This window comes from Pseudomonas sp. GV105, from assembly GCF_003058185.1.
In the GTDB taxonomy this organism is placed as follows: Bacteria; Pseudomonadota; Gammaproteobacteria; order Pseudomonadales; family Pseudomonadaceae; genus Aquipseudomonas; species Aquipseudomonas veronii.
This window is the reverse complement of sequence record NZ_QBUF01000016.1, coordinates 108,359-135,172: the sequence shown is the minus strand read 5'-3', so window position 1 is coordinate 135,172 and position 26,814 is coordinate 108,359. Positions and strand designations below refer to the sequence as shown.

Here is a 26,814-nt window from a genome sequence, read left to right as displayed (position 1 = left end):
CGCGGATTCTACCGATCTAACACGCGCACCAACATGAACGATATTCATGCAAAACCTGCACATGCTCCAAATCCACACAGGTTTGCTATGATCCACGCCCTCCGTAATGCCTGAACAGAGTAGTCCCATGTCCGATCGTAGCGCTCGTCTGCAAGCCCTTCACCAAGCCCTCAAGGAACGCATCCTGATCCTCGACGGCGGCATGGGCACGATGATCCAGAGCTATAAGCTGGAAGAACAGGACTACCGCGGCAAACGGTTTGCCGACTGGCCGAGCGACGTCAAGGGTAACAACGACCTGTTGCTGCTCAGCCGTCCGGACGTCATCGCCTCCATCGAGAAGGCGTACCTGGATGCCGGCGCCGACATCCTCGAAACCAACACCTTCAACGCCACCCAAGTGTCCCAGGCCGATTACGGCATGGAGTCGCTCGCCTACGAGTTGAACGTAGAAGGTGCCCGCGTCGCGCGCAAGGTGGCCGACGCCAAGACCCTGGAGACGCCGGACAAGCCACGCTTCGTCGCCGGCGTGCTCGGCCCGACCAGCCGTACCTGCTCGCTGTCGCCGGATGTGAACAACCCCGGCTACCGCAACGTGACCTTCGATGAACTGGTGGAGAACTACACCGAGGCCACCAAGGGCCTGATCGAAGGCGGCGCGGACCTGATCCTCATCGAAACCATTTTCGACACCCTCAACGCCAAGGCCGCGATCTTTGCCGTGCAGGGTGTATTCGAAGAGCTGGGCTTCGAATTGCCGATCATGATCTCCGGCACCATCACCGACGCCTCCGGCCGTACCCTGTCGGGCCAGACCACCGAAGCGTTCTGGAACTCGGTCAGCCACGCCAAGCCGATTTCCGTGGGCCTCAACTGCGCCCTGGGCGCCAGCGAGTTGCGTCCGTACCTCGAAGAGCTGTCGAACAAGGCCAACACTTATGTGTCCGCGCACCCTAACGCCGGCCTGCCCAACGAATTCGGCGAATACGACGAATTGCCGGCGCAAACCGCCAAAGTCATCGAGGAATTCGCCCAAAGCGGCTTCCTGAACATCGTCGGCGGCTGCTGTGGCACCACGCCGGGGCATATCGAAGCCATCGCCAAGGCCGTGGCCGGTTACGCGCCGCGCCAGATCCCGGACATCCCCAAGGCCTGCCGCCTGTCGGGCCTGGAGCCGTTCACCATTGATCGCCAGTCGTTGTTCGTCAACGTCGGCGAACGTACCAACATCACCGGCTCCGCCCGTTTCGCCCGGCTGATCCGCGAAGACAACTACACCGAAGCCCTCGAAGTCGCCCTGCAGCAGGTGGAAGCCGGCGCCCAGGTGATCGACATCAACATGGACGAAGGCATGCTCGATTCGAAGAAGGCCATGGTGACCTTCCTCAATCTGATTGCCGGCGAGCCGGACATCTCCCGCGTGCCGATCATGATCGACTCCTCCAAGTGGGAAGTGATCGAAGCCGGCCTCAAGTGCATCCAGGGCAAGGGCATCGTCAACTCCATCAGCATGAAGGAAGGCGTCGAGCAGTTCATCCATCACGCCAAGCTGTGCAAACGCTACGGCGCCGCCGTGGTGGTGATGGCCTTCGACGAAGCCGGCCAGGCCGACACCGAAGCGCGCAAGAAAGAGATCTGCAAACGCTCCTACGACATCCTGGTCAATGAAGTCGGCTTCCCGCCGGAAGACATCATCTTCGACCCGAACATCTTCGCGGTCGCCACCGGTATCGAAGAGCACAACAACTACGCCGTCGACTTCATCAACGCCTGCGCCTACATCCGCGACGAGCTGCCGTATGCGCTGACGTCCGGCGGCGTGTCCAACGTGTCGTTCTCGTTCCGCGGCAACAACCCGGTGCGCGAGGCGATCCACTCGGTGTTCCTGCTGTATGCGATCCGCAACGGCCTGACCATGGGCATCGTCAACGCCGGCCAGCTGGAGATCTACGACCAGATCCCCGCCGAACTGCGCGACGCGGTGGAAGACGTGGTGCTCAACCGCACCCCGGACGGCACCGACGCCCTGCTCGCCATCGCCGACAAGTACAAGGGCGACGGCAGCGTCAAGGAAGCCGAAACCGAGGAATGGCGCGGCTGGCCGGTCAACAAGCGCCTGGAACACGCACTGGTCAAGGGCATCACCACGCACATCGTCGAAGACACCGAAGAGTCCCGGCAGTCGTTCGCGCGCCCGATCGAAGTGATCGAAGGCCCGCTGATGTCCGGCATGAACATCGTCGGCGACCTGTTTGGCGCGGGCAAAATGTTCCTGCCACAGGTGGTGAAATCGGCGCGGGTGATGAAACAAGCCGTGGCCCACTTGATCCCGTTCATCGAACTGGAAAAAGGCGACAAGCCGGAAGCCAAGGGCAAGATCCTCATGGCCACGGTGAAGGGCGACGTGCATGACATCGGCAAGAACATCGTCGGCGTGGTGCTGGGATGCAACGGCTATGACATCGTCGATCTGGGCGTGATGGTGCCGGCGGAGAAGATCCTGCAGGTGGCCAAGGAACAGAAGTGCGACATCATCGGGCTGTCCGGCCTGATCACCCCGTCCCTCGATGAGATGGTCCACGTCGCCCGCGAAATGCAGCGCCAGGACTTCCACCTGCCGCTGATGATCGGTGGCGCCACCACCTCCAAGGCGCACACGGCGGTGAAGATCGAACCCAAGTACAGCAATGATGCAGTGATCTACGTGACCGACGCCTCGCGCGCGGTGGGCGTGGCCACGCAGTTGCTGTCCAAGGAATTGAAGGCCGGTTTCGTCGAGAAGACCCGCCTGGAATACATCGAAGTGCGCGAGCGCACCTCGAACCGCAGCGCACGCACCGAACGCCTGAGCTACCCGGCGGCGATCGCCAAGAAGCCGCAGTTCGACTGGAGCACTTACACGCCGGTCACGCCGACCTTTACCGGCGCCAAGGTGCTGGACAACATCGACCTCAAGGTGCTCGCCGAATACATCGACTGGACTCCGTTCTTCATCTCCTGGGACCTGGCCGGCAAGTTCCCGCGCATCCTCACCGATGAAGTGGTGGGTGAAGCCGCCACGGCGCTGTATGCCGACGCCCAGGAAATGCTCGCCAAGCTGATCGACGAGAAGCTGATCAGCGCTCGCGCGGTATTTGGTTTCTGGCCGGCCAACCAGGTGAACGATGATGACCTGGAAGTCTACGGCGACGACGGGCAGCCCCTGGCAACCTTGCACCACCTGCGCCAGCAGATCATCAAGACCGACGGCAAGCCGAACTTCTCCCTGGCCGACTTCGTCGCGCCCAAAGACAGCGGCATCACCGACTACGTGGGAGGGTTTATCACCACCGCGGGCATCGGCGCCGAGGAAGTGGCCAAGGCTTACCAGGACGCGGGCGACGACTACAACTCGATCATGGTCAAGGCCCTGGCCGACCGCCTGGCCGAAGCCTGCGCCGAATGGCTGCACCAACAGGTGCGCAAAGATTACTGGGGTTATGCCAAGGACGAGCAACTGGACAACGACGCGCTGATCAAGGAACAGTACAGCGGCATCCGCCCTGCCCCCGGCTACCCGGCGTGCCCCGACCACACCGAGAAAGGCACCCTGTTCCAACTGCTGGACCCCGAGGCCCGCGAGATGCATGCCGGCCGCAGCGGCGTGTTCCTCACCGAGCACTACGCGATGTTCCCGGCGGCTGCGGTCAGCGGCTGGTACTTCGCCCACCCGCAGGCGCAATACTTCGCCGTGGGCAAGGTCGACAAAGACCAGGTGGCGAGCTACACCGCACGCAAAGGCCAGGACCTGGCCGTGACCGAGCGCTGGTTGGCACCGAACCTGGGTTACGACAACTAAGCACGCGCAGATTGTCTATGCTTGCCTCACACATCTTGTGTCGAGGCACGTATGGACGATCCAGCCAACAACAAACCGCCTACCCTGTGGCAGATGCTGCACAGCGTCGTCGCCGCCGCCTTTGGCGTGCAGAGCGGCAAGAACCGCGCCCGCGACTTTACCCATGGCAAGCCCAGCCACTTTGTGGTCCTGGGCATTCTGTTCACAGTGGTGTTTGCCTTGACGCTGTTCGGCATCGTCAAGCTGGTGTTGCTGCTGGCCGGGGTCTAGTGCAGCAACAGACGCATGCTGAAGGGGTAACCATAGGACGCAGGCTTGCCCAGGGCGGACAGTGCGCGGAAATTTACCGTCGGCATGGGCCCCAGCAAGCGCCGCGCCTGGGCGGAATCGATCAGTTGGAATAGCGCCTCCTGGCGGTCGCGCCCGCCGTGAGCGCCGATGTCCACGCCCTTGGCATCATCATTGATCAGCACCATCGCCCACCCGCCCACGGTGAAATGCCCGGCGACCAGGGACGACAACTGCCCGTTCAGACGCGCCTGCAAGATCTCCGGCGAACTGTTGACCGCACTGAACAGCGCGTCCTTGCCAGGCACGCGCCCGCTGTCCCGAAACGCCTGCATGGCACCCAGTGCCATCTGATCGTTGGCCGACCACACCAGCGCCGTGTGCGGGTAACGCTTGAACAGCTGCGTCGCTTGCTCGAAGGCGCGCTCACGGCTCCACTCGCCATAAACCAACTGACGCAGGCGCACCTCGGGGTGTTCGGCCAGCGCCCGGCGCATGCCCTGCTCTCGCAACAGGGCAACGGGAGTGGTCTTGATGCCGGAGAAGGCCAGCAGGTCGAGGGATTCGCCGGGCGCAACACGGCCGTGCTGGCGCAACATGTCCTTGAGCATCAGGTAGCCGGCCTCTTCGTCGTCGGCGACCAGGCTGCCGATCAGATCGATGCCCGTGCGGGCGCCCAACAACTGCACCTGGTCGGCGGTCAGCGCGCTGTTCACCACCAGTAATTTGACCCCACTGCCCTGGGCCATGCGCAGAATCTGCGGGGCGACATACTGCTCATTGACCAGCACCAGATAATCCGGCCGCTCGCGGCCTTGCAGTTCCTCCCGGGCCTGGACCAATGTGGTGTGAAGATCGCGCTCGCCATAGCGCACGCGCAAATCCAGGCCGAGGTCCTTGGCCGCGGCCTGCATGAATTGCGCGTAACTGACCCAAAAGGTTTCCGTCGACATGCCCGGGTTGAGAAACACCACCGACGCTGCCTGGGCCACGCCACAAAATGCTGGCCCCAGCAACCACACACACGTAAACAGAACCTTCACCATGGTTATTCAAGCCTTGAACATTGACCGCCATGATACTGGCAATCGGACAGTCATTCGAGGCTCAGTCAACGCTGTTTACTGGTGGCCGACCCAGAACACCGCCGTCCCTACCACGAGAATGATCAGAAATAGAATGGCCCAGGCATCCACGGTACTGTCGGGTTTACGGGCTTTTGTCGGATGGCTCATCGCATCGCCTCTTGTCGGTTTTATAGGTGATTGCATTCAGACTCGCCCACAGTAAAGTCGATGATTGCCCGCATGACAAATGCGTGTATACCGACAATCGCTCCCATTAGTCGATTTGGTTCTTTGCATATATTCAAACATCACTTTTGCGCATAAACGCAAACTGGTATCGTGCCCCGGCTCCGTTGGGAGTGCGCGGCCGTGCGCGCAGATTTGCCGAGAACAGGACCTATATGTACGTATACGACGAATACGATCAGCGCATCATCGAGGACCGCGTCAAGCAGTTCCGTGATCAGACCCGACGCTACCTAGCAGGTGAACTGAGCGAAGAAGAGTTCCGCCCTCTGCGCCTGCAAAATGGCCTTTATGTTCAGCGCTTTGCGCCGATGCTGCGGGTGGCCGTGCCCTATGGCCAACTGACTTCGCGCCAGACGCGCATGATGGCCAAGATTGCCCGCGACTTCGACAAGGGCTACGCCCACATCAGTACCCGCCAGAACGTGCAGTTCAACTGGCCGGCGCTGGAAGACGTGCCGGACATCCTGGCTGAGCTGGCCACCGTGCAGATGCACGCCATTCAGACCAGCGGTAACTGCCTGCGCAACGTGACCACCGACCAATTCGCCGGGGTTGCCGCCGACGAACTGATCGACCCGCGCCCCTGGTGTGAAATCGTCCGCCAATGGACCACGTTCCACCCAGAATTCGCTTACCTGCCGCGCAAGTTCAAGATCGCCATCAATGGCTCGACATCGGACCGTGCGGCGATCGAAGTACACGACATCGGCCTGGAGCCGGTCTACAACGCCGCCGGCGAGTTGGGCTTCCGTGTACTGGTAGGCGGCGGCCTGGGGCGTACCCCGGTGGTCGGCGCGTTTATCAACGAGTTCCTGCCGTGGCAGGACCTGCTGAGCTACCTCGACGCGATCCTGCGGGTCTACAACCGCTATGGCCGTCGCGACAACAAATACAAGGCGCGGATCAAGATCCTGGTCAAGGCGCTGACCCCTGAGGTGTTCGCGCAGAAAGTCGACGCCGAGATGGAACACCTGCGCGGCGGCCAGACCACCCTGACCGACGCCGAAGTCCACCGCGTGGCCAAACACTTCGTCGACCCCGAGTACAAAGCCCTGGGCAATCAGGACGCCGAACTCGCCGTGCTCGACCAGCAGCACCCAGGTTTCGCCCGCTGGCGTGTGCGCAACACCCTGGCGCACAAAAAGCCGGGCTATGTCGCCGTGACCCTGTCGCTCAAGCCTACCGGCGTCGCCCCCGGCGATATCACCGACAAGCAGCTGGACGCCGTGGCCGACCTGGCCGAGCGCTACAGCTTCGGTCAACTGCGCACCTCCCACGAGCAGAACATCATTCTCGCGGACGTTGAGCAGAGCCAACTGTTCACCCTGTGGGGCGAACTGCGCGAAGGGGGTTTCGCCACGCCGAACATCGGCCTGCTGACCGACATCATCTGCTGCCCGGGCGGCGACTTCTGCTCCCTGGCCAACGCCAAGTCGATCCCGATTGCCGAATCGATCCAGCGCCGTTTCGACGACCTGGACTACCTGTTCGACATCGGCGAGCTGGACCTGAACATTTCCGGTTGCATGAACGCCTGTGGTCACCACCACGTCGGCCACATCGGCATCCTGGGCGTGGACAAGAAAGGCGAAGAATTCTACCAAGTGTCCCTGGGTGGCAGCGCCAGCCGCGATGCGAGCCTGGGCAAGATCCTCGGCCCATCCTTCGCCCAGGAAGCCATGCCCGAGGTGATCGGCAAACTGATCGATGTGTACATCGAGCAGCGCACCGAAGATGAGCGTTTCATCGACACCTACCAGCGCATCGGCATTGACCTGTTCAAGGAGCGCGTCTATGCAGCGAATCATTAAGAACAACGAAGTCGTCGACGAAACCTGGCACCTGCTGCCCAAGGACGCGACCTTCGACGGCATCTCCAACTGCGACGACCTGATCGTGCCGCTGGCGCTGTGGCGCGAGCACGGTCATGCGCTCAAGGCCCGTGACGGCGGCCTGGGCGTGTGGCTGGACGCCGATGAAGAAGCCGAAGAGATCGGTGACGACGTGGCTCACTTCCAGGTCATCGCCCTGAACTTCCCGGCCTTCACCGACGGGCGCAACTACTCCAATGCGCGCCTGCTGCGTGACCGCTACGGTTACAAAGGCGAATTGCGCGCGATTGGCGACGTGCTGCGCGACCAACTGTTCTACCTGCACCGCTGCGGGTTCGATGCCTTCGCCTTGCGCCCCGACAAAGACCCGTATGAAGCGCTGGAAAGCCTCAAGGACTTTTCCGTGACGTACCAGGCTGCAACGGACGAGCCGCTGCCGCTGTTCCGTCGCCGTTAAGCGTTAGCATCGTGAAAAGCCCTGGCATGCCAGGGCTTTTTTATACATCGATTTTGATCGACGCCAGCACCTGCTTCTGCTCCATGGAACACGGCACCCCCTCCGGCTGCGCGCGCACCGCCGCGATCACGCCCAGCAACTGCGCCTTGCTGTGCGCCAGTTGCGCCTGCATCCCTTCGATCTGCTGCACCTTACGCTCCAACGCCTCAATCAGCGCCTCGCGCTTGTGCTCGCCCGGCGCCGGCATCAGCGCCTTGAGTTCCTGCAAGGTAAACCCGGCCTGTTGGGCGTTCTGGATCAGTTGCAGGGTTTGCAGGGCCTCGGGGGCATAACGCCGATAGCCGTTGGCCTGCCTGCCCACCTGGCTGATCAACCCTTCGGCCTCATAAAACCGAATACGCGACGCCGCCAGCCCGCTCTGTTTCGCCAGTTCACCAATATTCATCGCCATGCCCGCTTGACATTAAAGTTAACTTTAAGCTTAGCCTGAGGCCTCCCCCCTTCAGGAGTCAACCATGTCACCTTTCGAACCCTTGCAACTGCCCAACGGCCAAGTCCTTGTCAACCGTATCGCCAAGGCTGCGATGGAGGAGAACATGGCCGACGCCCAACAAGCGCCGTCCCGTGAATTGAAGCAGTTGTACCAGGCCTGGGCGGATGGCGAGCCCGGCTTGCTGCTGACCGGTAACGTGATGATCGACCGCCGCGCCATGACCGGCCCCGGCGGCGTTGCGCTGGAGGACGAGCGGTCACTGGACAGCTTTCGCGAATGGGCGGCCGTCGGACGCAACAACGGCGGGCACTTCTGGGTGCAGCTCAATCATCCGGGGCGCCAGACGCCGGCCAACCTGCGCCAGCAAGCCTTGGCGCCGTCCGCCGTGGCCCTCGACCTGGGTATTTTTTCGAAGATGTTCGCCAAGCCCAGGGCTATGTCCGAAGACGAGATCCAGAACGTGATCACGCGCTTTGCCACCAGCGCGCGCCTGGCCGAGAAAGCCGGGTTTACAGGCGTGCAGATCCACGCAGCGCATGGCTACTTGCTCAGCCAGTTTCTCTCGCCCTTGAGCAACCGGCGCACCGATCACTGGGGCGGCTCGCTGCCGAACCGCGCACGCTTGCTGATGGAAGTGATCAAGGCCGTTCGCGCCAGTGTCAGCCCCTCGTTTTGCGTGGGGGTGAAACTCAACTCGGCAGACTTCCAGCGCGGCGGCTTCGACGCGGACGATGCGCGTGCCGTGATTGAGCTGCTCAATGCCCTGCCCATCGACCTGCTGGAGCTGTCCGGCGGCAGCTACGAAGCACCGGCCATGCAGGGCGAAGCCCGGGACGGGCGGACCCTGGCCCGCGAAGCGTATTTCCTGGAAATGGCCCGCGAACTGGCGACCCTCGCAAACATGCCGGCGATGGTCACCGGTGGCATTCGCCGCTTGCCGGTGGTGCAGCAAGTCCTCGACAGCGGCATCGCCATGGCCGGTATCGCCACCGCCCTGACCCTGGAACCGCAACTGATCAAACACTGGCGCGAAGGTCGCGACCCCAACCCGCAACTCACATCGATCAGTTGGAAGCGCAAGCCCCTCGCCGCCCTCGCCGTGGTGCGTCACCAGATGCGTTGCCTGAGCCGCGGCCATCGCCCCAATCCCAACGTTGCGCCGTGCATGGCACTGGTCCGCGATCAATGGTTTATCGCCCGGCGCACTCGCCAATACCGCGCAACCATGACGCAATCTTCACATTAAGCACGGAGCATTCGCCGTGATCGAACTGTCCTCTATTGATCAGCCACTTTTAACCTCACTGACGATTGGAGTTCTTCATGGCGAAAATCAACCTGGCCCAGCAATTGGCAACCACCCTTGAACAGGCGGGCATCAAGCGCATCTGGGGCCTGACCGGCGACAGCCTCAATGGCCTCACCGACGCACTGCGCACCATGGACAGCATCGAGTGGATGCATGTGCGCCACGAAGAGGTCGCCGCGTTCGCCGCCGGTGCCGAAGCCGCCGCCACCGGCGAGTTGGCGGTGTGCGCCGGCAGTTGCGGGCCGGGCAATCTGCATTTGATCAACGGCCTGTTCGACTGCCATCGCAACCATGTACCGGTGTTGGCCATCGCCGCACAAATCCCGTCTTCCGAAATCGGCTTGAACTACTTCCAGGAAACCCACCCCCAGGAACTGTTCAAAGAGTGCAGCCACTTCATCGAACTGGTGACCAACCCCGAGCAGATGCCCCAAGTGCTGCATCGCGCCATGCGCGCAGCAATCCTCAATCGCGGCGTGGCGGTGGTGGTGATCCCCGGGGATGTGTCGCTGCTGGAAGTGGAAGACACGCTCAAACCCTGGCCGGCCCTGCATGCGCCGCGCACCCTGCCGGCGGAACAGGACCTGCAACGCCTCAGCGAAATCCTCGACAGCAGCCAGAAAGTCACCTTGCTGTGCGGCAGCGGATGCGCTGGCGCCCATGCCCAAGTGGTGGCCCTGGCCGATGCCTTGGGCGCGCCGGTGGTACACGCTTTGCGCGGCAAGGAGCACGTGGAATGGGACAACCCGTTCGACGTGGGCATGACCGGCCTGATCGGTTTCAGCTCCGGTTACCACGCCATGCTCAATTGCGACACGCTGATCATGCTCGGCACCGACTTTCCGTACCGCCAGTTCTACCCCACCGACGCGAAGATCATCCAGATCGATCGCAACCCCCAGGCACTGGGCCGGCGCGCCACCCTGGACCTGGGCATCGCCGCTGACGTGAGCGAGACGATCGATGCACTGCTACCGCGCCTGACCCGCAAGGCCGACCGCAGCTTCCTCGAAACGTCCTTGAAACACTACGAGAAAGCCCGCCAGGGCCTCGATGACCTGGCGCAAGCGTCGAAGGCCAACCGGCCGATTCACCCGCAATACGTGGCGCGCCTGCTCAGCGAACTGGCCGACGACGATGCGATCTTCACCGCCGACGTCGGCTCGCCCACCGTGTGGGCGGCGCGCTACCTGAAAATGAACGGCAAACGGCGCCTGATCGGCTCGTTCAACCACGGCTCGATGGCCAACGCCCTGCCCCAGGCCATCGGTGCCCAGGCGGCTTTCCCCGGGCGACAGGTGATCTCAATGTCCGGCGACGGCGGTTTTACCATGTTGATGGGGGATTTCATTTCGTTGGCGCAGCTGAAACTGCCGGTGAAGGTCATCGTGTTCGATAACGCATCACTCGGTTTTGTCGCCATGGAAATGAAAGCCGCCGGCTACCTTGAGGCCGGCACCGAGCTGAAAAACCCGGACTTCGCCGCCATGTCCAACGCCATGGGCATCCTGGGCATTCGCGTGGAGCAATCCGAAGACCTCGAACCGGCCCTGCGCCGCGCCCTGGCCCATGACGGCCCGGTGCTGGTGGACGTGGTGACGGCGACCCAGGAGCTGGTGATGCCACCCAGTATCAAGCTGGAACAGGCCAAGGGTTTCAGTCTGTACATGCTCAAGGCAGTGATGAGCGGGCGCGGGGATGAAGTGATCGAGCTGGCGCGCACCAACTGGTTACGCTGACGTGAACACAGGCTGACGGGCTTGCTCGCGATTGCGCGGCTTCAGTGCATGCATCTTCAACTGATACATCGCCATCGCGAGCCAGCCCGTTTCCACATCGGCGATCAGCCGTGCTGTTTTTCTACCCACTTGCCGTAGGCATCGATAAACGCCTGCAGGAACGGCTTGGTTTTCTCCGACAGCTTGCCCGCCTCGTCGAACACACTGCCCGCGCCGCCCAGGTAGGCTTCCGGCTGCTGCATGCACGGCACGTCGAGGAACACCAGGGACTGGCGCAGATGGTGGTTGGCGCCAAAGCCGCCGACAGCCCCCGGCGACACACTGATAATCGCCCCCGGCTTGCCGCTCCAGGCGCTTTGCCCGTAAGGGCGCGAGCCCACATCGATGGCATTCTTCAGCGGGGCGGGCACGGAGCGGTTGTATTCGGGGGTCACGAACAGCACTGCGTCGGATGAACGCACTTGTTGACGGAAAGTACTGTAGGCTGCGGGCGGTGATGCCCCGTCGATGTCCTCGTTGTAGAGCGGCAAATCGCCAATTTCGACAATGTTCAATGTGAGGTTGGCGGGGGCCAGTTCGGCCAATGCCAGGGCGACCTTGCGGTTGATCGACTCTTTTCTCAAGCTGCCCACCAGGACGGCAATCGTGTAGACCTTGCTCATTGAGGTTTCCCGACGTCTGACTAAAGGAGCTTGTAGTTATAGAGCCTTCGCGACGCGTTCACCAGAAGGTTTTGATAATTCCCCCGGCGTCTGCCTCGCGACCACCCGCGTAGGAAGCGTCTGAAAACATCAACGAATAGTATTTTTTTTCCATAGGTAAACTACCCCGCTCCATGACGGTCTACAGAACCGCAAATCGAGTGTTTATCTCCAGAGGTTCTAAACAGATGGCAGCAGTACTTGTCGGACAGTTCCATGCCAGAGACGCAGAAGGACGCGTGTATTCGGTGCATGAGTTCCAGGAATCCACCCCGCCGCTAGACGGCCTGGCTGGCTCGGCGCCCACCACAACCTACAAGCTGGCCATTGGCGACCGTGTAGAAAAACTGGAAGGCGATGAATTCAAATTGATTCAGTCCGGGACCATTATCGTCCGCGAATCGGAAACCGTCCGCGCGCAATAAGCTTGAGCCCCCGAGCGTACCTGCTCAGTCCTGGCCATTGACGGCATTGACTGGGCCGGGCGATCACGGGCGGCGAACCTCCGTCACTTCAATCCCCGGGTCTCCCTCAACCTGTTTGAGCGTGACCATCAGTCGCCCCTTCTCGCCCTCGACGTCATACATCAAGCGCTTGTAGCCCGGCGTACCATACGCGGGATACGCCACCACCTGCCTGACCAGCGTGATGCCCAACACCGCACCCACCTGCGCGCCCACCTGTTCCTGGGAACGGATGAACGCATCGAGTGCGAGGTTTTCGGACGTAGTGTCGTCGGGATTGCTCAAGAGATAAGCGGCCACGCCTCCCACGGTCACCAGGACCAGCAGTTGCCTGGCCGTTACCCCGAAGAAGTTCGCGGGCATCGGCATTTGAGACCAGACCTGTTTTTGTTGTAAGTACCGGGTAACCGGCATTGGTCGTTGATGATCAGACCAACCATTCTAAACAGGTCGATGGGTAATGCCAGATGAATCAGTTGTCGCCGTAGGTAATATCCTTGTTATCCCCGACACCGCCCAACGTCCGATCCTTGCCGAAGGAGAACAGGTCGAACGGAACCTGGGGTTGGCTCGGCGGAAAGTGATACTGATAAGCAACACCCCACGGATCGGTCAGCAGCTCCTCGTTGACATAGGGGCCTTTCCAATTCGCGTCGGCGGCAGGCGGCTTGATCAACCCCTCCAGGCCTTCCTCATCGGTCGGATAGCGGCCAGTGTCTTGATGGAAGTGCTCGACGGCCTTGCCCAGCTCGGCGACCTGGGCCTTGGCCGTAGCGATTTCCGTCAGGGTCATCTCGCCAAACAGCCGCGGCCACAATGCCAGGGCCAACACGCCGATGACGACGAGTACCACCAGCACCGCCCACCGCGTAAAGCCGCCGTGGGTGCGCCGGTTGCCGACTATGACTGGTGCAGACATTCTGAGCTCCCTTGTCGCTCGGTTGATACGCTCGTTATATGCCCTGCTTGTTGCAGTTGCGCAAGGCTAACGTAAGTCGATGCGAATCAACGCTCCCGCTGTTTTTTTCCAGGCCATTGAATCCCGGCCCTGCTGACCCTAGACTCCGGCCATGCGTTTACGTCATATCGAAGTGATTCAGGCCATCTTGCAGACCGGACACCTCGGCACGGCCGCCGAATGGTTGCAGCTTTCTGTGGGCGATGTGGACGCGACGCTCAAGGACGCCGAGCAGCAATTGGGCTTTATGTTGTTCGCCAGCGTGCGCGGACGCCTGCAGCCAACACGGGAAACCCTGGAGTTACAGGCGCAAATCGCCCATGTGTATGAAGCGCTGGAGCCGGTACAACGCTTGGCCAGCCGCCTGAAGCACCATCACGCGCCAACCCTGCGTGCCCTGTGTACGCCGCCCCTGGCCAATCAACTGCTGCCGCAAAGCATCGCCGTGCTGCGCCGACGCTTCCAGGACACGCCGTGCAACCTGTCGAGCCAGCCGACCCGCGAGATTGTCAGGAGCCTGTTGCTGCACGAGGCCGACGTGGGCCTGAGCCTGCATGACCCAGAACATCCGCAAATCCAAAGCAGCGTATTGGCCCAGGGCAAACTGCAACTGCTCGCGCCCCATGGCTGGCTCAAACCCAAGCAGAAGTACATCGCCCTGCAGGACCTGGCCGGGCAGTCGATGATCGGGCTGGAGGGCCAGGACCCGCTCAGTCGCCTGCTCGACGCCAAACTGCAAGCCCTGCGCCCGCTGCCGGTGGTGCAGACGCGGGTGCAGACTTACCAGATGATGCGCAGCATGGTGGAGGCCGGCGAAGGCCTGGCGATCGTCGATCCGTTCACCGCGTTCGGCGCCCGGGAGGCCGGGCTGGACGCGTGCCCGGTATCGCCGCCGATCATGGTCAGCCTGTATGCGCTGACCCTCAGGGAGGGCGTGACCTCACCGGCACTGAATGCACTGCTGGAGATTGTCACGCAGAAAGCCGAAGGCCTGCTCGCGAGCTGAACGCGTCAGACCGCTTCGATTTCCGCCTTGAACAAGCGATACCAGAAAATCGCCACCTCACGGGTTTGCGGGTCGATCCCGCGATAGCGCAGGTGGTCGATCCCGCCCACCACATACCCACAACGCTCATACAGGCGGCAGGCGCCGAGGTTGTTGTTCTGGGTCTCCAACATCATGCCCGGCAGGTTTTTCTTGCGACTCCAGAACTGCGCCACGTCCAGCAGCGCCTTGGCCACGCCGTGACGGCGCGCGGGCAACGCCACGGCCAGCTCATCGACGTGCGCGAAGCCATTCCAATTGGTACTGACCACGACATGCCCGACCGGTCTGTCGTCCAGAAAGGCCATGAAGATCGCGCTGTCGGGCGCATCGCGAAAGCTGGCGAACTCCTCCGGGTCGATGCCGTAGCACTTGCGGTACGGCAGGATGCGCTCCACGAGCCACTGTTCGACCCGCTTGCCCAGCTCCGGCACGCCATAGGCGCTGACCTCAAAACTGAAATCATTGCCCCACACGTAGGCGTCGAAGCCCTCGTCGGCGACCCGCACACTGAGCCCTGGATACTTCGGGTTCATTACAGCTTGCATAAACATCCTTATCCCTTGATGCAATCGACGGTGTAACAACGACCACTGCCGTCGTCTTCGTGTTGCAACCCATGAACATCCGCGACAAAGCCGGGGAAACTGCTATCGAACGTGCGGGCAAAGGCCAGGTAGTCGATGATCGAACGCGTTGACTCGGTAAAGCGCTCACCCGGCATGATCAACGGAATGCCCGGCGGATAAGGCACCAGCATCACCGCGGCGATGCGCCCAGCCAAGGCATCGATGGACACCGCCTCGACGTCGCCCCTGACCAATTGGTCATAGGCGTCGGCCGGTTTCATCGCGATGTCGGGCAACACGGTGTACATCCGCTTGAGGTGTTTGGCGGTGGCGTTGCTACGGTAACAGCTATGTAATTGGTCGCACAGATCGCGCAGCCCCAGGCCTTGATAACGCACCGGGCCCTGGGCAAATACCGAAGGCAGGCAACTGGCAAGGCTGACATTGGCGTCGTAGTTGCGTTTGAATTCCAGTAATTCGGTGAGCAAGGTACTCCATTTGCCCTTGGTGATGCCCATGGAAAACAGCACGAGGAACGAATACAGGCCGGTTTTTTCCACCACCAGGCCACGCTCCCAGAGGAATTTGCTGACCACCGCAGCGGGAATTCCGCAGTCGCTCAACGCGCCGCCGGCAGTGAGCCCGGGCATCACCAACGTGACTTTGATGGGGTCCAGCAGCACGTAATCTTCGGCCACGTCGCCAAAGCCATGCCAGTCATCCTCGGGCTGCAACAGCCAATCCGCCGTGGCGACCCGGTCGATGCCGGCCACGGACGGCGGCTGCCAGATGGAAAACCACCAGTCTTCGGCGGCGATGTGCTGGCGCAGGTTGGCCAGGGCACGGCGGAAGCTCAAGGCTTCGTCGAACATTTCCTGCAGCAGCGAGCGCCCCGCCGGGCCTTCCATCATCGCCGACGCCACGTCCAGCGAGGCGATGATGCTGTATTGCGGCGAGGTGGAGATATGCATCATGAACGCTTCGTTGAACCGATCGCGGTCCAACTGCCGCGCGCCGCCGTCCTGCACATGGATCATCGAGGCCTGGCTGAATGCCGCCAGCAACTTGTGCGTGGAATGCGTGGTGAACACCAGCGGGCTGTCCGGCGTGCGCGACGTGCCCATGCCATAGCGCCCGGCAAAGAACTCGTGGAACGCCGCGTAGGCGTACCAGGCCTCGTCGAAGTGCAGCACCTCGACACTGTTGCCCAATTGCTGCTTGATCAGCTCGGCGTTGTAGCATAGGCCGTCGTAGGTGGAGTTGGTGACCACCGCCAGCTTCACTTTCGCCGGCCGCCCGCGGGTCAATGGGCTGGCCTCGATCTTGGCGCGGATCGACGCAGGGCTGAATTCACTGAGGGGAATCGGGCCGATAATGCCTAGCTCGTTGCGCTCCGGGCACAAATACAGCGGGATCGCGCCGGTCATGATGATCGAGTGCAACACCGATTTGTGGCAGTTGCGGTCGACCAGCACCAGATCATCTCGAGCGACCATCGAGTGCCAGACGATCTTGTTGGCGGTCGAGGTGCCATTGATCACAAAGAAGGTGTGATCGGCACCGAAATTCCGCGCAGCACGCGCTTCGGCTTCGGCCAGCGGCCCGGTGTGATCGAGCAGCGAGCCCAGCTCCGGCACAGACACGGACAGGTCGGAGCGCAGCGTGTTTTCCCCGAAGAACTGATGAAACGCCTGCCCCACCGGGCTTTTGCGATAGGCCACGCCGCCACCGTGACCGGGGGTGTGCCAGGAATAATTGGAGTCGGCGGTGTGTTGCACCAGGGCTTTGAAGAAGGGCGGCAGCAGGCCATCGAGGTACGTGCGCGCGGCTCGGGCGACTTGCCTGGCGAGAAACGGCACGGTGTCTTCGAACAGGTAAAGAATGCCGCGCAGTTGGTTGAGTTCGCTCATCGCATCAGCCGGGGCGTTTTCCAGGGTGACTTGTTCACCCAGGGCGAAAATCGGCAGGTTGGGCGCCCTCAGTCGCGCCAGGCGGATCAGTTCGACCATGTTTTGCAGCAGGTGGGTGTTTTCCCCAGCACCTTCGGCGGCGATCAGCATGCAGGCCAGGCCATGGTGGGTCGAGGCCACCAGCCGGCCTTCGGCGTAGTCCACCGCAGAAAAGATACTGAAGCCCTCTTGTTCCAACTCTTGAGCGATACCCCGAACCCGGTCGCCGGCAACGGTGTCGGCCTTGATGTCGCGATGCACGATAAGGATGGGGAACTTCAGGTCTTTGTACATGGGGGCTTTGAGTCCTGAGGATGATGCACTCAGGGTAGAAGCTGTGAGCGGATGTAGCGAATGAAGATTTTGAAAGCAGCGACTTACCAATGTGGGAGGGAGCTTGCTCCCTCCCACATTGTTGGATTGCGCTCAGCCAGATTATTGCTGGGTCAGTTGGGTCCACAACGCCGGCGCGCCCGCCGACTTGGCAATCGCTTCAAGCCGCGCCGCATGCTCGGCGAGGTCCTGCGCGCTGGCGCGGATGATCGGCGTCGGTTTGCGATCCGCCGGCAGGCGACGAATTTCCGAAGGGCGATTGCCCGAACCTTCCGCCGAACCGGCACCGTCGGAGGCATTGCCGGCCAGGGACAGGCTGGTCTGCCCGCCGGTCATGGTCAGGTAAACGTCGGCCAGGATCTCGGAGTCGAGCAACGCGCCGTGCAGCTCACGGCCGGAGTTGTCGACGCCATAGCGTTTGCACAAGGCATCCAGGCTGTTGCGCTGGCCCGGGTGACGCTCACGGGCCATCATCAGGGTGTCGAGGATCGAGCAGTGCCGGGAAATATCCGCGCGATCCGTCTGCCCCATCAGGGCAAATTCGTTATTGATGAAGCCGACGTCGAACGCCGCGTTATGGATGATCAACTGCGCGCCGTTGATGAACTCGAAGAACTCGTCGGCGACTTCCGCGAAGCGCGGCTTGCCTTTGAGGAATTCGTCGGTGATACCGTGGACGCCGATCGCGCCCTCGTCACTTTCGCGGTCCGGTTGCAGGTAGACGTGGAAGTGACGACCGGTGAGGCGACGGCCCATGAGTTCGACACAGCCGATTTCAATGATCCGGTGACCATCGGTCACCGGCATGCCGGTGGTTTCGGTATCGAGTACAACAGATCGGATGGCCATCAGGGTTCAGCTCTCAACGGTGTGGTGTATTTCAAGGGGCGCAATCTTAACACGTCAGCCGGCATCAGCCCTGCTTGTAGCCCCGCACTTCGTCGACGCCACGGTTGGCCAACTGGTCGGCACGCTCGTTGCCATGGTGGCCGATGTGCCCGCGCACCCATTTCCAGGTGATGTTATGGCGGTTGCATTGCTCATCGAGCAGTTGCCACAGGTCGGCGTTCTTGACCGGCTCTTTGGCCGCCGTCTTCCAGCCGCGTTTCTTCCAGTTGACCATCCACTCGTTGATGCCCTTCATCACATATTGCGAGTCGGTCACCAGCAGCACGTCGCAACGCCGCTTGAGCTCTTCGAGGCCGCGAATGGCGCCCATCAGCTCCATGCGGTTGTTGGTGGTGTTGGCTTCGCCGCCCCACAGTTCCTTCTCCACGCCCTTGCACACCAGCAAGGCGCCCCAGCCGCCGGGGCCAGGGTTGCCTTTACAGGCGCCATCGGTGAAGAGTTCAACGCTATCGGTCATCGGTTACATCCATCAAAACGGGTTGCCGGGCTTAGGCCGGCAGTATCCCGAGGCCGACTGATCCGGCCTGAAATCAAAAAGAGGGTTCTACGGTTGGCTTTGCTTGCGGTTGACCTTGGCCATCGGCATCGGCACCAGTTTGCCCATGGGTTGGCGTAGCACCTGACGCACCGGCCGCAGCCCGACCACGATCTTGCGTGCGACCAGTAAATAGAAGCCGCCACCCGACAGCTGCCAAGCCCCCGCCCGACGCTCCCAGCCGGCCAGACGGGCCTGCCACTTGGTCGACGCCAGCGGCGGACGATAGCACCCGAAGCGGCGTTTCTCCAGCGCGAAGCCCAGCAGGTTCAGCCAGTCCCCCACCCGCGACGGCGAAATGCAACGGGCCTGGCGCAGGCCGTCATGGGCGAACACATGGCGCAGGCCCCAGCTGCTCCAGGGGTTGATACCGACAATCAGCAAATGGCCACCTGGGCGCACGCTGCTGGCGGCTTCGCGCAACAAACCATGGGGTGACAGGCAGAAATCCAGGCCATGCTGCAGCACCACCACATCGGCGGCGTGCTCGCTCAACGGCCAGGCCTGCTCTTCGCAGACGATCTCCACCCCCGGCAACGGCGCGCCCAGGCGCACATTGCGTTGCACCTGCGGCGCGGACGGCGGCGTCTGGGCCGACGGGCCGTAATGCACCAGGTAACCGCCAAAGAACCGGCCCAGCTCGTCTTCGAGCATGCGCCGTTCTTCATCCAGCAAAAATTGCCCGATCGGCCCGGACAGCCAGTCACGGGCCGCGCTGATCAGGGCCAGCCATTCAGGATCGGCCTGGGCGAACGCTTTATCAGTCATTGCATTCTCCAACTCGCCTAGACGTTCTAAGATGCACCAATGTGTTCAGCTTGGCGAATCGAAGAATGATACAGATCAGTGCCCTGCCCGCCTTCACCGATAACTACATCTGGTTGTTACAGGAACCCCAGTCCCGCCGCTGCGCCGTGGTCGACCCCGGCGATGCCGCCCCCGTGCTGGCCTGGCTCAAGCAGAACCCGGGGTGGACGCTCAGCGACATCCTCGTCACCCACCATCACCATGATCATGTGGGCGGCGTCGAAGCGCTGAAACGCGTGAGCGGCGCCACGGTCTACGGCCCGGCCCACGAAACGATCCCGGCGCGGGACGTTGCCCTGCAGGACAACCAGCGCATCAGCGTGCTGGGTTGGGACTTCGCGGTGTACGCCGTCCCCGGCCACACCCTCGGCCATATCGCCTTTTACCACCCAGGCGTGCTGTTTTGCGGCGACACGCTCTTCGCCGCCGGTTGCGGCCGCCTGTTCGAAGGCACGCCGGCGCAAATGCATGCCTCGCTGCAACGCCTGGCCGCCCTGCCCGCCGACACGCGGGTGTACTGCACCCATGAATATACACAGAGCAATCTCAGGTTTGCCCAGGCAGTGGAACCGGACAACGCCGATATCGCCGAACGGGTGGAAAACGTCAACCGACTGCGCGCCCGTGGCGAGATCACGCTGCCGTCCAACCTGGCCCTGGAAAAACGCACCAACCCGTTTCTGCGTACCGCTGAAACATCCGTTAAACAAAAAGCGGACGAACGGAACGGCCGCGACAACCGCTCTGGGGACGAGGTATTTGCTAGCTTGAGGGCTTGGAAAGATAAGTTCTAACGTGACGCAATCTGATACGTAATTTCTGAATGGTTGACCGGAACCAAAGCGCTTTCTAGAATCGCCCGACATTTTTGCCCGGAACTTACTTCCAGCCAATGTCGTCATCTACTCGTAAATCCAATCATTCAGACGCATTGACCCGCCTGGCTCAAGCCGTGGCGGTGGCTGTCTCCGCAACTCTGGCGGGCTGCCAATCGACAAATTTCGCTGCACAATCCACCGTGCAACCCAAACCGAATCTTGCTGCCAAGATCAAGCAAAAACCTATTTGGCTCTCAGAGAAGCCGAGCCCCGAAGCGCCCCAGGATGTCTGGGAACGCATGCGTCGGGGCTTTCAATTGCAAGACGGTCTCGGCGTCAACCCGCGTATCGAGCAACAACGCCTGTGGTTCGCCAGCAACCCGTCCTTCCTGGAGAACGCCGGCGAACGCGGCAGCCTCTACATTCATTACATCGTCGAACGCCTTGAAGAACGCAACATGCCCCTGGAGCTGGCGCTGCTGCCAGTGATTGAAAGTGCCTACAACCCAATGGCCTATTCGCGCAGCGATGCCGTCGGCTTGTGGCAGTTCATTCCCTCCACCGGGCGTTACTTCAACCTGCGCCAGACCCGCGCCTACGACGGTCGTCGCGATATCACCGCGTCCACCACCGCCGCCCTGGACTATCTGACACGTCTGCATGACATGTTCAACGGCGACTGGCTGCTGGCCCTGGCCGCGTATAACGCTGGCGAAGGCACGGTAAGCCGGGCGATCGAGCGCAACGAGAAGCTCGGCCTGCCGACCGACTACTGGAACCTGCCCCTGCCCCAGGAAACCAAGGACTACGTGCCCAAGTTCCTGGCGCTGTCCCAGGTGGTGCTGGCCCCGGATGCCTACGGCGTCAACCTGAACCCGATTGCCAACACGCCGTACTTCGAAGTGGTTGAAGTCAAGCAAAGCATGGACCTGTCACGGGTCGCCGCGCTGGCCGAGATCGACGAAGACGAACTGTTCCAGCTCAACCCGGCCCTGAAGCAACGCACCACCCTGGACGGCCCCCAGCATTTGCTGGTGCCCAGCTCCAAGGCGCAACTGCTGACCAGCAGCCTTTCGGCGATGAAGCCTGAAGAATTACTGGCATTACGCCCTAAAAAGCCGGTTTTCGACGAAGTCGAGAGCAAATCCGTGGCCGGCCGCAGCCGTAGCTACAAAGTGCGCAACGGCGACAACCTGACGCTGATCGCCAAGACCAACAAGGTCGACGTGCATGACCTGCAGCGCTGGAACAAGCTCAACGGCCAGGCACTCAAGGTCGGCCAGACCCTGGTGATGCAGGACACGCGCAAGCTGGTGGCCAAGGCCGACAGCAAGAAGCCAGTGCAGTACAAGGTCAAGAAAGGCGACTCGCTGTATATCGTCGCCAAGCGTTTCAACGTCGAGATGCAACATCTCAAGCGCTGGAACCCACGCACTGGCATGGCGCTCAAGCCTGGGCAGATGCTGGTGGTTTCCGGGCCAAGATAAACCGCAGGCAAGCGCGCTCCTGTGGGAGCTGGCTTGCCTGCGATGCAGACACCGAGGTGTATCAGTTACATCAGGGTGATGCCATCGCAGGCAAGCCAGCTCCCACATTTGATCTCTACGCCGCTCAATACCTCGCCAGCCTCCTGCCACCCTTCCCAACAGCCTTTTTCCAACGGGAACAAGCTGTTACTGTACCGATCATAAAGCCCAAGCTGCCTGGATCGGATCTCTGACTTGACGCGTCCCCTCCTTCTACTAATAAGTCTGGCCTTGAGCTTTGCTGCGCACGCGACGATTACCGAAAGCCACGGTTATGCGCAGTTCGGCACGCTCAAGTACCCGACCAAATTCACCCACTTCGATTGGGTAAACCCTGCAGCGCCGAAAGGCGGGACGTTGCGGGTCATGGCGTTTGGCACGTTCGACACCCTCAACCCTTATACCTTCAAGGGTTCGAGCCCGGTTTCCACACCGAACTTCCTGCAATACGGCGTCAATGAGCTGAACGAACCGTTGATGGTCGGCACCGGCCAGTACGCGCCGTCCGGCGATGAGCCGACCTCCAGCTACGGGCTGATTGCCCAATCGGTGGAGTACAGCGAGGACCGCAGCTGGGTGGTGTTCAACCTGCGCCCGGAAGCACGCTTTCACGATGGCAAGCCGATCACCGCGTATGACGTGGCGTTTTCCTATCGCACCCTGCTGACCGAAGGTCATCCGCAGTACCGCACCAACCTGCAGGAAGTCGCGCGGGTCGACATCCTCAACCGCCACCGTATCCGTTTTGTGTTCAAGCGCGCCGGCAACCCGTTGCTGATCCTGCGCCTGGGCGAACTGCCAGTGCTGCCCCAGCATTACTGGAAAAACCGCGACTTCAAGGCCACCACCTTCGAACCACCGCTGGGCAGCGGGCCCTATCGCCTCAGCAAGGTCACCCCGGGCCGGCAACTGGTGTTCGAGCGGGTCAAGGATTATTGGGGCAAGGACCTGCCGGTCAACCAGGGTTTCTATAACTACGACAAGGTCGAAGTGGAGTTCTACCGCGACAGCGACGTCGCCTTCGAAGCCTTCAAGGCCGGCGAGTTCGATATCTATATCGAGCATCAGGCCAAAAACTGGGCGAATGGTTATGACTTCCCGGCGGTCAGCCGCGGCGACGTGATCAAGGCGCAGATCGCCCACCAGATCCCGACCCAAAGCCAGGGCCTGTTCATGAACACGCGGCGCCCGACGTTCAGCCAGGCCAAGGTGCGTGAAGCCCTGGGGCTGATGTTCGACTTTGAATGGACCAACCGCACCCTGTTCAGCAACGCCTATAAACGCACCTTGAGCTATTACCCCAACAGCGAATTTTCGGCGACCGGCGTCCCGGTCGGCCATGAATGGTTGATGCTCTCGCCCTACCGCGACCAACTGCCGGCCAATCTCTATACCCAACCGTTCAGCCTGCCCCAGACCGACGGGCACGGCATCCCTCGCGACACCTTGCGCCGTGCCCTGGCCCTGCTCGGCGAAGGCGGCTGGAAGCTGTCCGGGCAGCGCCTGCTCAACAAGGACGGGCAGCCGCTGCGCTTCGAGATCCTGCTGGTCAACCCGAACCTGGAGCGCATCCTGCAGCCCTACGTGGAAAACCTGAACAGTATCGGTATCGACGCGCACCTGCGCACGGTCGACCGGGCGCAGTACAAACAGCGCCTCGATCAGTTCGATTTCGACATGATCCTGATGACCCTCAACCAGACCCTCAGCCCCGGCCTTGAGCAGTGGCAGTACTTCCACTCCAGCCAGGCGGCGATCAAGGGCAGCAAGAACTACGCCGGCATCGCCAACCCGGTGGTCGACCGTCTGCTCGAGCAACTGCTGGCGGCACAAACCCGCGACGAACAACTGGCCGCCGGCCGGGCCCTGGACCGGGTCCTGCTGTGGCAGCATTACAGCATTCCCAACTGGTACCTCAACTATCATCGCCTGGCCTACCGCAACCGGTTCGCCTTTGTCACCACGCCGCCCTACAGCCTGGGCCTGAGCGCGTGGTGGCTGAAAGCTTCGGAGAAAGCCCAATGATGTCTTTGCGTACAGCACTGCTCGGCAGTCTGTTGCTCTGCACGGCGGCCAACGCCGCCCCGCAACATGCGCTGACCCTCTACAACGAGCCGCCCAAGTACCCCGCCAGCTTCAAGCACTTCGACTACGTCAACCCCGACGCGCCCAAAGGCGGCACCTTTCGCGAGTCGAGCATGGGCGGTTTCGACAGCCTCAACCCCTACATCAGCAAGGGCGTGCCGGCGGACAATATCAGCCTGATCTACGACACCCTGGCCATGCAGAGCCTGGACGAACCCATCACCGAATACGGCCTGGTGGCCGGCAAGATCGAAAAAGCCCCGGACAACAGCTGGGTGCGCTTCTACCTGCGCCCCGAAGCACGCTTCCACGATGGCCACCCGATCCACGCCGAAGACGTGGTGTTCACCTTCCAGATGCTGATGAAGGAAGGCTCGCCGCTCTACCGCACTTACTACGCCGACGTCGACGAAGTGGTCGCCGAAGACCCGCTGCGGGTGCTGTTCAAGTTCAAGCGCACCAACAACCGCGAATTGCCGCTGATCCTCGGGCAACTGCCGGTATTGCCCAAGCATTGGTGGGCCACCCGCGACTTCACCAAGGGCAACCTGGAAATCCCGCTGGGCAGCGGGCCGTACAAGGTCGCCGAGGTCAAGGCCGGGCGCATGATCCGCTACGAGCGGGTCAAGGACTACTGGGCCAAAGACCTGCCGATCACCCAAGGTTTCTACAACTTCGATCAGCGCATCACCGACTATTACCGTGACAACACGGTAGCCCTGGAAGCGTTGAAGGCCGGGCAGTTCGACTACTGGCTGGAGTTCAGCGCGAAGAACTGGGCCAACGCCTACAACATTCCGGCGGTGGCCGAGGGGCGCCTGGTCAAGGAAGAGATCCCCAACGGCAACCCCACCGGCATGCAGGGTTTCGTGTTCAACACACGCAAGCCGATGTTCCAGGACGTGCGCGTGCGCAAGGCCATCAGCCTGTTGCTGGATTTCGAATGGAGCAACAAGCAGCTGTTCAACGGCGCCTACACCCGCACCCGCAGCTACTTCGAGAACTCGGAGATGGCCGCCACCGGCCTGCCCGGCCCGGACGAACTGGCGATCCTCGAACCGCTGCGCGACAAGATCCCCGCCGAAGTCTTCACCCAGGCCTTCGAACCATCCAAGACCGACGGCAGCGGCATGATCCGCACCCAGCAGCGCGAGGCCTACCAGCTGTTGCAGGAAGCCGGCTGGCGCATCGTCGACGACAAGATGGTCGACGCCACCGGCAAACCGGTGAGCATTGAATTTTTGCTGGCGCAGACCGAGTTCGAACGCATCCTGCTGCCCTTCAAGCGCAACCTGGCAGACCTGGGCATCGACCTGGTGATTCGCCGGGTCGACGTCTCGCAATTCGTCAATCGCCTGCGCTCGCGGGATTTCGACATGCTGGTGGGCAGCTTCCCGCAGTCCACCTCGCCGGGTAATGAACAACGCGAATTCTGGAAATCCTCCAGTGCCGACAAGCCCGGCAGCCGCAACTACATGGGTCTCAAGGACCCGGCCGTCGACCAACTGGTCGAAGAACTGATCGACGCCGACTCGCGCCAAAGCCTGATCGCCCATGCCAAGGCCCTGGATCGCGTGTTGCAATTTGGCTACTACGTGATCCCCAACTGGCACATCAAGACCTTCCGCGTGGCGTACTGGGACCATCTCGGTCATCCCAAAGTGCCACCGCGTTATGACGTCGGCACCGCCACCTGGTGGGCCAAACCCGACGTCAAACCTGCCACCACCCTGGACACGAGCGCCGACCCGGCGAGCGGAGGCGATTAAATGCTGGCCTATATCATTCGCCGCCTGTTGCTGATCATCCCCACGCTGTTCGGGATTCTGCTGATCAACTTCGTCATCATCCAGGCCGCCCCGGGTGGCCCGGTGGAGCAGATGATCGCCAAGCTCGAAGGCTTCGAAGGCGCCACCAGCCGCATTGCCGGCGGCGGCGCCGAAGTCGCGGTGGCCGGCTCCAGCTACCGTGGCGCCCAAGGCCTGGACCCGGCGCTGATCAAGGAAATCGAAACCATGTACGGTTTCGACAAGTCGGCACCGGAACGCTTGTGGATCATGGTCAAGAACTACGCCCGGCTGGATTTCGGCGACAGCTTCTTTCGCGACGCCAAGGTCATCGACCTGATCAAGGAAAAGATGCCGGTGTCGATCTCCCTCGGGCTGTGGAGCACGCTGATCATGTACCTGGTCTCGATCCCGCTGGGGATCGCCAAGGCCACGCGACACGGCAGCCACTTCGACGTATGGACCAGCTCGGCGATCATCGTCGGCTACGCGATCCCGGCGTTCCTGTTCGCGATCCTGCTGATCGTGGTGTTTGCCGGCGGCAGTTACTTCGACTGGTTCCCCTTGCGCGGGCTGACCTCCAACAATTTCGATGAGCTGAGCTGGGGCGGCAAGATCCTCGACTACTTCTGGCACCTGGCCTTGCCCATCACCGCGCTGGTGATCGGCAACTTCGCGACCATGACGCTGCTGACCAAAAACAGCTTTCTCGACGAGATCAACAAACAGTACGTGGTTACCGCCAAGGCCAAGGGCCTGACCAACCACCGCGTGCTCTACGGCCATGTGTTCCGCAACGCCATGCTGCTGGTGATCGCCGGTTTCCCCTCGGCGTTCATCGGGATCTTCTTCACCGGCTCGCTGCTGGTGGAAGTGATCTTCTCCCTCGACGGCCTCGGCCTGATGAGCTTTGAAGCCGCGATCAACCGCGACTACCCGGTGGTGTTCGGCACGCTGTTTATCTTCACCCTGCTCGGGCTGGTGGTGAAACTGATCGGTGACCTCACCTACACCCTGGTCGATCCGCGTATCGACTTCGCCAGCCGGGAGCATTGA

The 26,814-nt window shown here is 61.6% G+C and carries 23 protein-coding genes; 13 read left to right on the top strand and 10 right to left on the bottom strand.

Annotated features, from left to right (window positions below; translation table 11 throughout):
- Window positions 1-127: 127 nt before the first annotated feature.
- Both metH and C8K66_RS26490 read left to right on the top strand, forming a co-directional pair.
- Entirely contained in the window at window positions 128-3,838 is a 3,711-nt protein-coding gene (gene metH / locus C8K66_RS26495; RefSeq protein WP_017846602.1) for a methionine synthase, read from the top strand.
- A gap of 51 nt (window positions 3,839-3,889) precedes the next feature.
- On the top strand, window positions 3,890-4,108 hold the full coding sequence (locus C8K66_RS26490; RefSeq protein WP_017846603.1) for a DUF2970 domain-containing protein: 219 nt from the start codon (window positions 3,890-3,892) through the stop codon (window positions 4,106-4,108).
- Here the strand turns inward: C8K66_RS26490 and C8K66_RS26485 are convergent.
- Window positions 4,105-5,172 carry an ABC transporter substrate-binding protein gene (locus C8K66_RS26485; RefSeq protein ID WP_057005420.1) on the bottom strand — a complete coding sequence of 356 codons (1,068 nt, stop codon included), beginning with the start codon at window positions 5,170-5,172 and terminating at the stop codon, window positions 4,105-4,107. The two genes, C8K66_RS26490 and C8K66_RS26485, sit on opposite strands and share 4 nt — an antisense overlap.
- 422 nt (window positions 5,173-5,594) lie before the next feature.
- On the opposite strand from C8K66_RS26485, the gene C8K66_RS26480 reads away from it, so the two are divergent.
- Together C8K66_RS26480 and C8K66_RS26475 are read left to right on the top strand one after the other, a co-directional pair.
- Window positions 5,595-7,253 (top strand): nitrite/sulfite reductase, encoded by a 1,659-nt coding sequence (locus C8K66_RS26480; RefSeq protein WP_108526421.1) that lies wholly within the window; start codon window positions 5,595-5,597, stop codon window positions 7,251-7,253.
- The gene (locus C8K66_RS26475; RefSeq protein ID WP_017846607.1) at window positions 7,237-7,731 is read left to right on the top strand and encodes a DUF934 domain-containing protein; all 495 of its coding nucleotides are present in this window, start codon (window positions 7,237-7,239) and stop codon (window positions 7,729-7,731) included. The genes C8K66_RS26480 and C8K66_RS26475 overlap by 17 nt, the downstream gene beginning before the upstream one ends.
- 40 nt (window positions 7,732-7,771) lie before the next feature.
- On the opposite strand, the gene C8K66_RS26470 is transcribed toward C8K66_RS26475, so the two are convergent.
- Complete coding sequence (locus tag C8K66_RS26470; protein WP_108526418.1) at window positions 7,772-8,176, bottom strand: MerR family transcriptional regulator; 405 nt, start codon at window positions 8,174-8,176, stop codon at window positions 7,772-7,774.
- A gap of 70 nt (window positions 8,177-8,246) precedes the next feature.
- Between C8K66_RS26470 and C8K66_RS26465 the strand changes: the two genes are divergently transcribed.
- Complete coding sequence (locus tag C8K66_RS26465; RefSeq protein ID WP_108526416.1) at window positions 8,247-9,470, top strand: NADH:flavin oxidoreductase/NADH oxidase family protein; 1,224 nt, start codon at window positions 8,247-8,249, stop codon at window positions 9,468-9,470.
- A 77-nt stretch (window positions 9,471-9,547) separates the two neighbouring features.
- On the top strand, window positions 9,548-11,272 hold the full coding sequence (gene poxB / locus C8K66_RS26460) for a ubiquinone-dependent pyruvate dehydrogenase (RefSeq protein ID WP_057005422.1): 1,725 nt from the start codon (window positions 9,548-9,550) through the stop codon (window positions 11,270-11,272).
- Window positions 11,273-11,376: 104 nt separating this feature from the next.
- Here the strand turns inward: poxB and C8K66_RS26455 are convergent, their stop codons facing one another.
- Window positions 11,377-11,934, bottom strand: coding sequence for an NADPH-dependent FMN reductase (locus C8K66_RS26455; protein ID WP_017846611.1), 558 nt, complete (start codon window positions 11,932-11,934; stop codon window positions 11,377-11,379).
- A gap of 227 nt (window positions 11,935-12,161) precedes the next feature.
- Here C8K66_RS26455 and C8K66_RS26450 point away from each other — a divergent pair, with 227 nt between their 5' ends.
- Window positions 12,162-12,398: a hypothetical protein gene (locus C8K66_RS26450; protein ID WP_046383133.1), complete on the top strand. Its 237-nt coding sequence runs from the start codon at window positions 12,162-12,164 to the stop codon at window positions 12,396-12,398.
- Between the two features lie 63 nt (window positions 12,399-12,461).
- Here the strand turns inward: C8K66_RS26450 and C8K66_RS26445 are convergent, their stop codons facing one another.
- On the bottom strand, window positions 12,462-12,806 hold the full coding sequence (locus C8K66_RS26445; RefSeq protein ID WP_017846613.1) for a hypothetical protein: 345 nt from the start codon (window positions 12,804-12,806) through the stop codon (window positions 12,462-12,464).
- A 103-nt stretch (window positions 12,807-12,909) separates the two neighbouring features.
- Window positions 12,910-13,356, bottom strand: a complete 447-nt coding sequence (gspG, locus tag C8K66_RS26440; protein WP_057005423.1) for a type II secretion system major pseudopilin GspG — start codon at window positions 13,354-13,356, stop codon at window positions 12,910-12,912.
- Window positions 13,357-13,507: 151 nt separating this feature from the next.
- Here gspG and C8K66_RS26435 point away from each other — a divergent pair, with 151 nt between their 5' ends.
- Entirely contained in the window at window positions 13,508-14,401 is an 894-nt protein-coding gene (locus C8K66_RS26435; protein WP_017846615.1) for a LysR substrate-binding domain-containing protein, read from the top strand.
- 5 nt (window positions 14,402-14,406) lie between these two features.
- Here the strand turns inward: C8K66_RS26435 and C8K66_RS26430 are convergent, their stop codons facing one another.
- The 5 genes from C8K66_RS26430 to C8K66_RS26410 form a co-directional block, all read right to left on the bottom strand.
- Window positions 14,407-14,976, bottom strand: coding sequence for a GNAT family N-acetyltransferase (locus C8K66_RS26430; RefSeq protein WP_057005424.1), 570 nt, complete (start codon window positions 14,974-14,976; stop codon window positions 14,407-14,409).
- Window positions 14,977-14,996: 20 nt separating this feature from the next.
- A complete protein-coding gene (locus C8K66_RS26425; RefSeq protein ID WP_046383130.1) occupies window positions 14,997-17,252 on the bottom strand; it encodes an Orn/Lys/Arg decarboxylase N-terminal domain-containing protein in 2,256 nt (751 codons plus the stop codon).
- A 141-nt stretch (window positions 17,253-17,393) separates the two neighbouring features.
- Window positions 17,394-18,134 (bottom strand): DNA polymerase III subunit epsilon, encoded by a 741-nt coding sequence (gene dnaQ / locus C8K66_RS26420; RefSeq protein WP_164887049.1) that lies wholly within the window; start codon window positions 18,132-18,134, stop codon window positions 17,394-17,396.
- A gap of 70 nt (window positions 18,135-18,204) precedes the next feature.
- Entirely contained in the window at window positions 18,205-18,657 is a 453-nt protein-coding gene (gene rnhA, locus C8K66_RS26415; protein WP_017846619.1) for a ribonuclease HI, read from the bottom strand.
- Between the two features lie 87 nt (window positions 18,658-18,744).
- Complete coding sequence (locus C8K66_RS26410) at window positions 18,745-19,503, bottom strand: class I SAM-dependent methyltransferase (protein WP_017846620.1); 759 nt, start codon at window positions 19,501-19,503, stop codon at window positions 18,745-18,747.
- A 65-nt stretch (window positions 19,504-19,568) separates the two neighbouring features.
- On the opposite strand from C8K66_RS26410, the gene gloB reads away from it, so the two are divergent.
- From gloB to C8K66_RS26385, 5 genes are all read left to right on the top strand, one after another.
- Complete coding sequence (gene gloB, locus C8K66_RS26405) at window positions 19,569-20,336, top strand: hydroxyacylglutathione hydrolase (RefSeq protein ID WP_057005425.1); 768 nt, start codon at window positions 19,569-19,571, stop codon at window positions 20,334-20,336.
- A 98-nt stretch (window positions 20,337-20,434) separates the two neighbouring features.
- Window positions 20,435-21,847, top strand: a complete 1,413-nt coding sequence (locus C8K66_RS26400; RefSeq protein WP_057005426.1) for a lytic transglycosylase domain-containing protein — start codon at window positions 20,435-20,437, stop codon at window positions 21,845-21,847.
- A gap of 234 nt (window positions 21,848-22,081) precedes the next feature.
- Window positions 22,082-23,911: an extracellular solute-binding protein gene (locus C8K66_RS26395; RefSeq protein WP_046383127.1), complete on the top strand. Its 1,830-nt coding sequence runs from the start codon at window positions 22,082-22,084 to the stop codon at window positions 23,909-23,911.
- Entirely contained in the window at window positions 23,908-25,740 is a 1,833-nt protein-coding gene (locus tag C8K66_RS26390) for an extracellular solute-binding protein (RefSeq protein ID WP_108526414.1), read from the top strand. Before C8K66_RS26395 ends, C8K66_RS26390 begins: the two co-directional genes overlap by 4 nt.
- Window positions 25,741-26,814 (top strand): microcin C ABC transporter permease YejB, encoded by a 1,074-nt coding sequence (locus tag C8K66_RS26385; RefSeq protein ID WP_017846625.1) that lies wholly within the window; start codon window positions 25,741-25,743, stop codon window positions 26,812-26,814.

Excerpts from the sequence above, each read along its gene's own strand:
- metH (WP_017846602.1), top strand. The coding sequence starts at position 128 with ATGTCCGATCGTAGCGCTCGTCTGCAAGCCCTTCACCAAGCCCTCAAG.
- C8K66_RS26490 (WP_017846603.1), top strand. The coding sequence starts at position 3,890 with ATGGACGATCCAGCCAACAACAAACCGCCTACCCTGTGGCAGATGCTG.
- C8K66_RS26485 (WP_057005420.1), bottom strand. The coding sequence starts at position 5,172 with ATGGTGAAGGTTCTGTTTACGTGTGTGTGGTTGCTGGGGCCAGCATTT.
- C8K66_RS26480 (WP_108526421.1), top strand. The coding sequence starts at position 5,595 with ATGTACGTATACGACGAATACGATCAGCGCATCATCGAGGACCGCGTC.
- C8K66_RS26475 (WP_017846607.1), top strand. The coding sequence starts at position 7,237 with ATGCAGCGAATCATTAAGAACAACGAAGTCGTCGACGAAACCTGGCAC.
- C8K66_RS26470 (WP_108526418.1), bottom strand. The coding sequence starts at position 8,176 with ATGAATATTGGTGAACTGGCGAAACAGAGCGGGCTGGCGGCGTCGCGT.
- C8K66_RS26465 (WP_108526416.1), top strand. The coding sequence starts at position 8,247 with ATGTCACCTTTCGAACCCTTGCAACTGCCCAACGGCCAAGTCCTTGTC.
- poxB (WP_057005422.1), top strand. The coding sequence starts at position 9,548 with ATGGCGAAAATCAACCTGGCCCAGCAATTGGCAACCACCCTTGAACAG.
- C8K66_RS26455 (WP_017846611.1), bottom strand. The coding sequence starts at position 11,934 with ATGAGCAAGGTCTACACGATTGCCGTCCTGGTGGGCAGCTTGAGAAAA.
- C8K66_RS26450 (WP_046383133.1), top strand. The coding sequence starts at position 12,162 with ATGGCAGCAGTACTTGTCGGACAGTTCCATGCCAGAGACGCAGAAGGA.
- C8K66_RS26445 (WP_017846613.1), bottom strand. The coding sequence starts at position 12,806 with ATGCCGATGCCCGCGAACTTCTTCGGGGTAACGGCCAGGCAACTGCTG.
- gspG (WP_057005423.1), bottom strand. The coding sequence starts at position 13,356 with ATGTCTGCACCAGTCATAGTCGGCAACCGGCGCACCCACGGCGGCTTT.
- C8K66_RS26435 (WP_017846615.1), top strand. The coding sequence starts at position 13,508 with ATGCGTTTACGTCATATCGAAGTGATTCAGGCCATCTTGCAGACCGGA.
- C8K66_RS26430 (WP_057005424.1), bottom strand. The coding sequence starts at position 14,976 with ATGAACCCGAAGTATCCAGGGCTCAGTGTGCGGGTCGCCGACGAGGGC.
- C8K66_RS26425 (WP_046383130.1), bottom strand. The coding sequence starts at position 17,252 with ATGTACAAAGACCTGAAGTTCCCCATCCTTATCGTGCATCGCGACATC.
- rnhA (WP_017846619.1), bottom strand. The coding sequence starts at position 18,657 with ATGACCGATAGCGTTGAACTCTTCACCGATGGCGCCTGTAAAGGCAAC.
- C8K66_RS26410 (WP_017846620.1), bottom strand. The coding sequence starts at position 19,503 with ATGACTGATAAAGCGTTCGCCCAGGCCGATCCTGAATGGCTGGCCCTG.
- gloB (WP_057005425.1), top strand. The coding sequence starts at position 19,569 with ATGATACAGATCAGTGCCCTGCCCGCCTTCACCGATAACTACATCTGG.
- C8K66_RS26400 (WP_057005426.1), top strand. The coding sequence starts at position 20,435 with ATGTCGTCATCTACTCGTAAATCCAATCATTCAGACGCATTGACCCGC.
- C8K66_RS26390 (WP_108526414.1), top strand. The coding sequence starts at position 23,908 with ATGATGTCTTTGCGTACAGCACTGCTCGGCAGTCTGTTGCTCTGCACG.
- C8K66_RS26385 (WP_017846625.1), top strand. The coding sequence starts at position 25,741 with ATGCTGGCCTATATCATTCGCCGCCTGTTGCTGATCATCCCCACGCTG.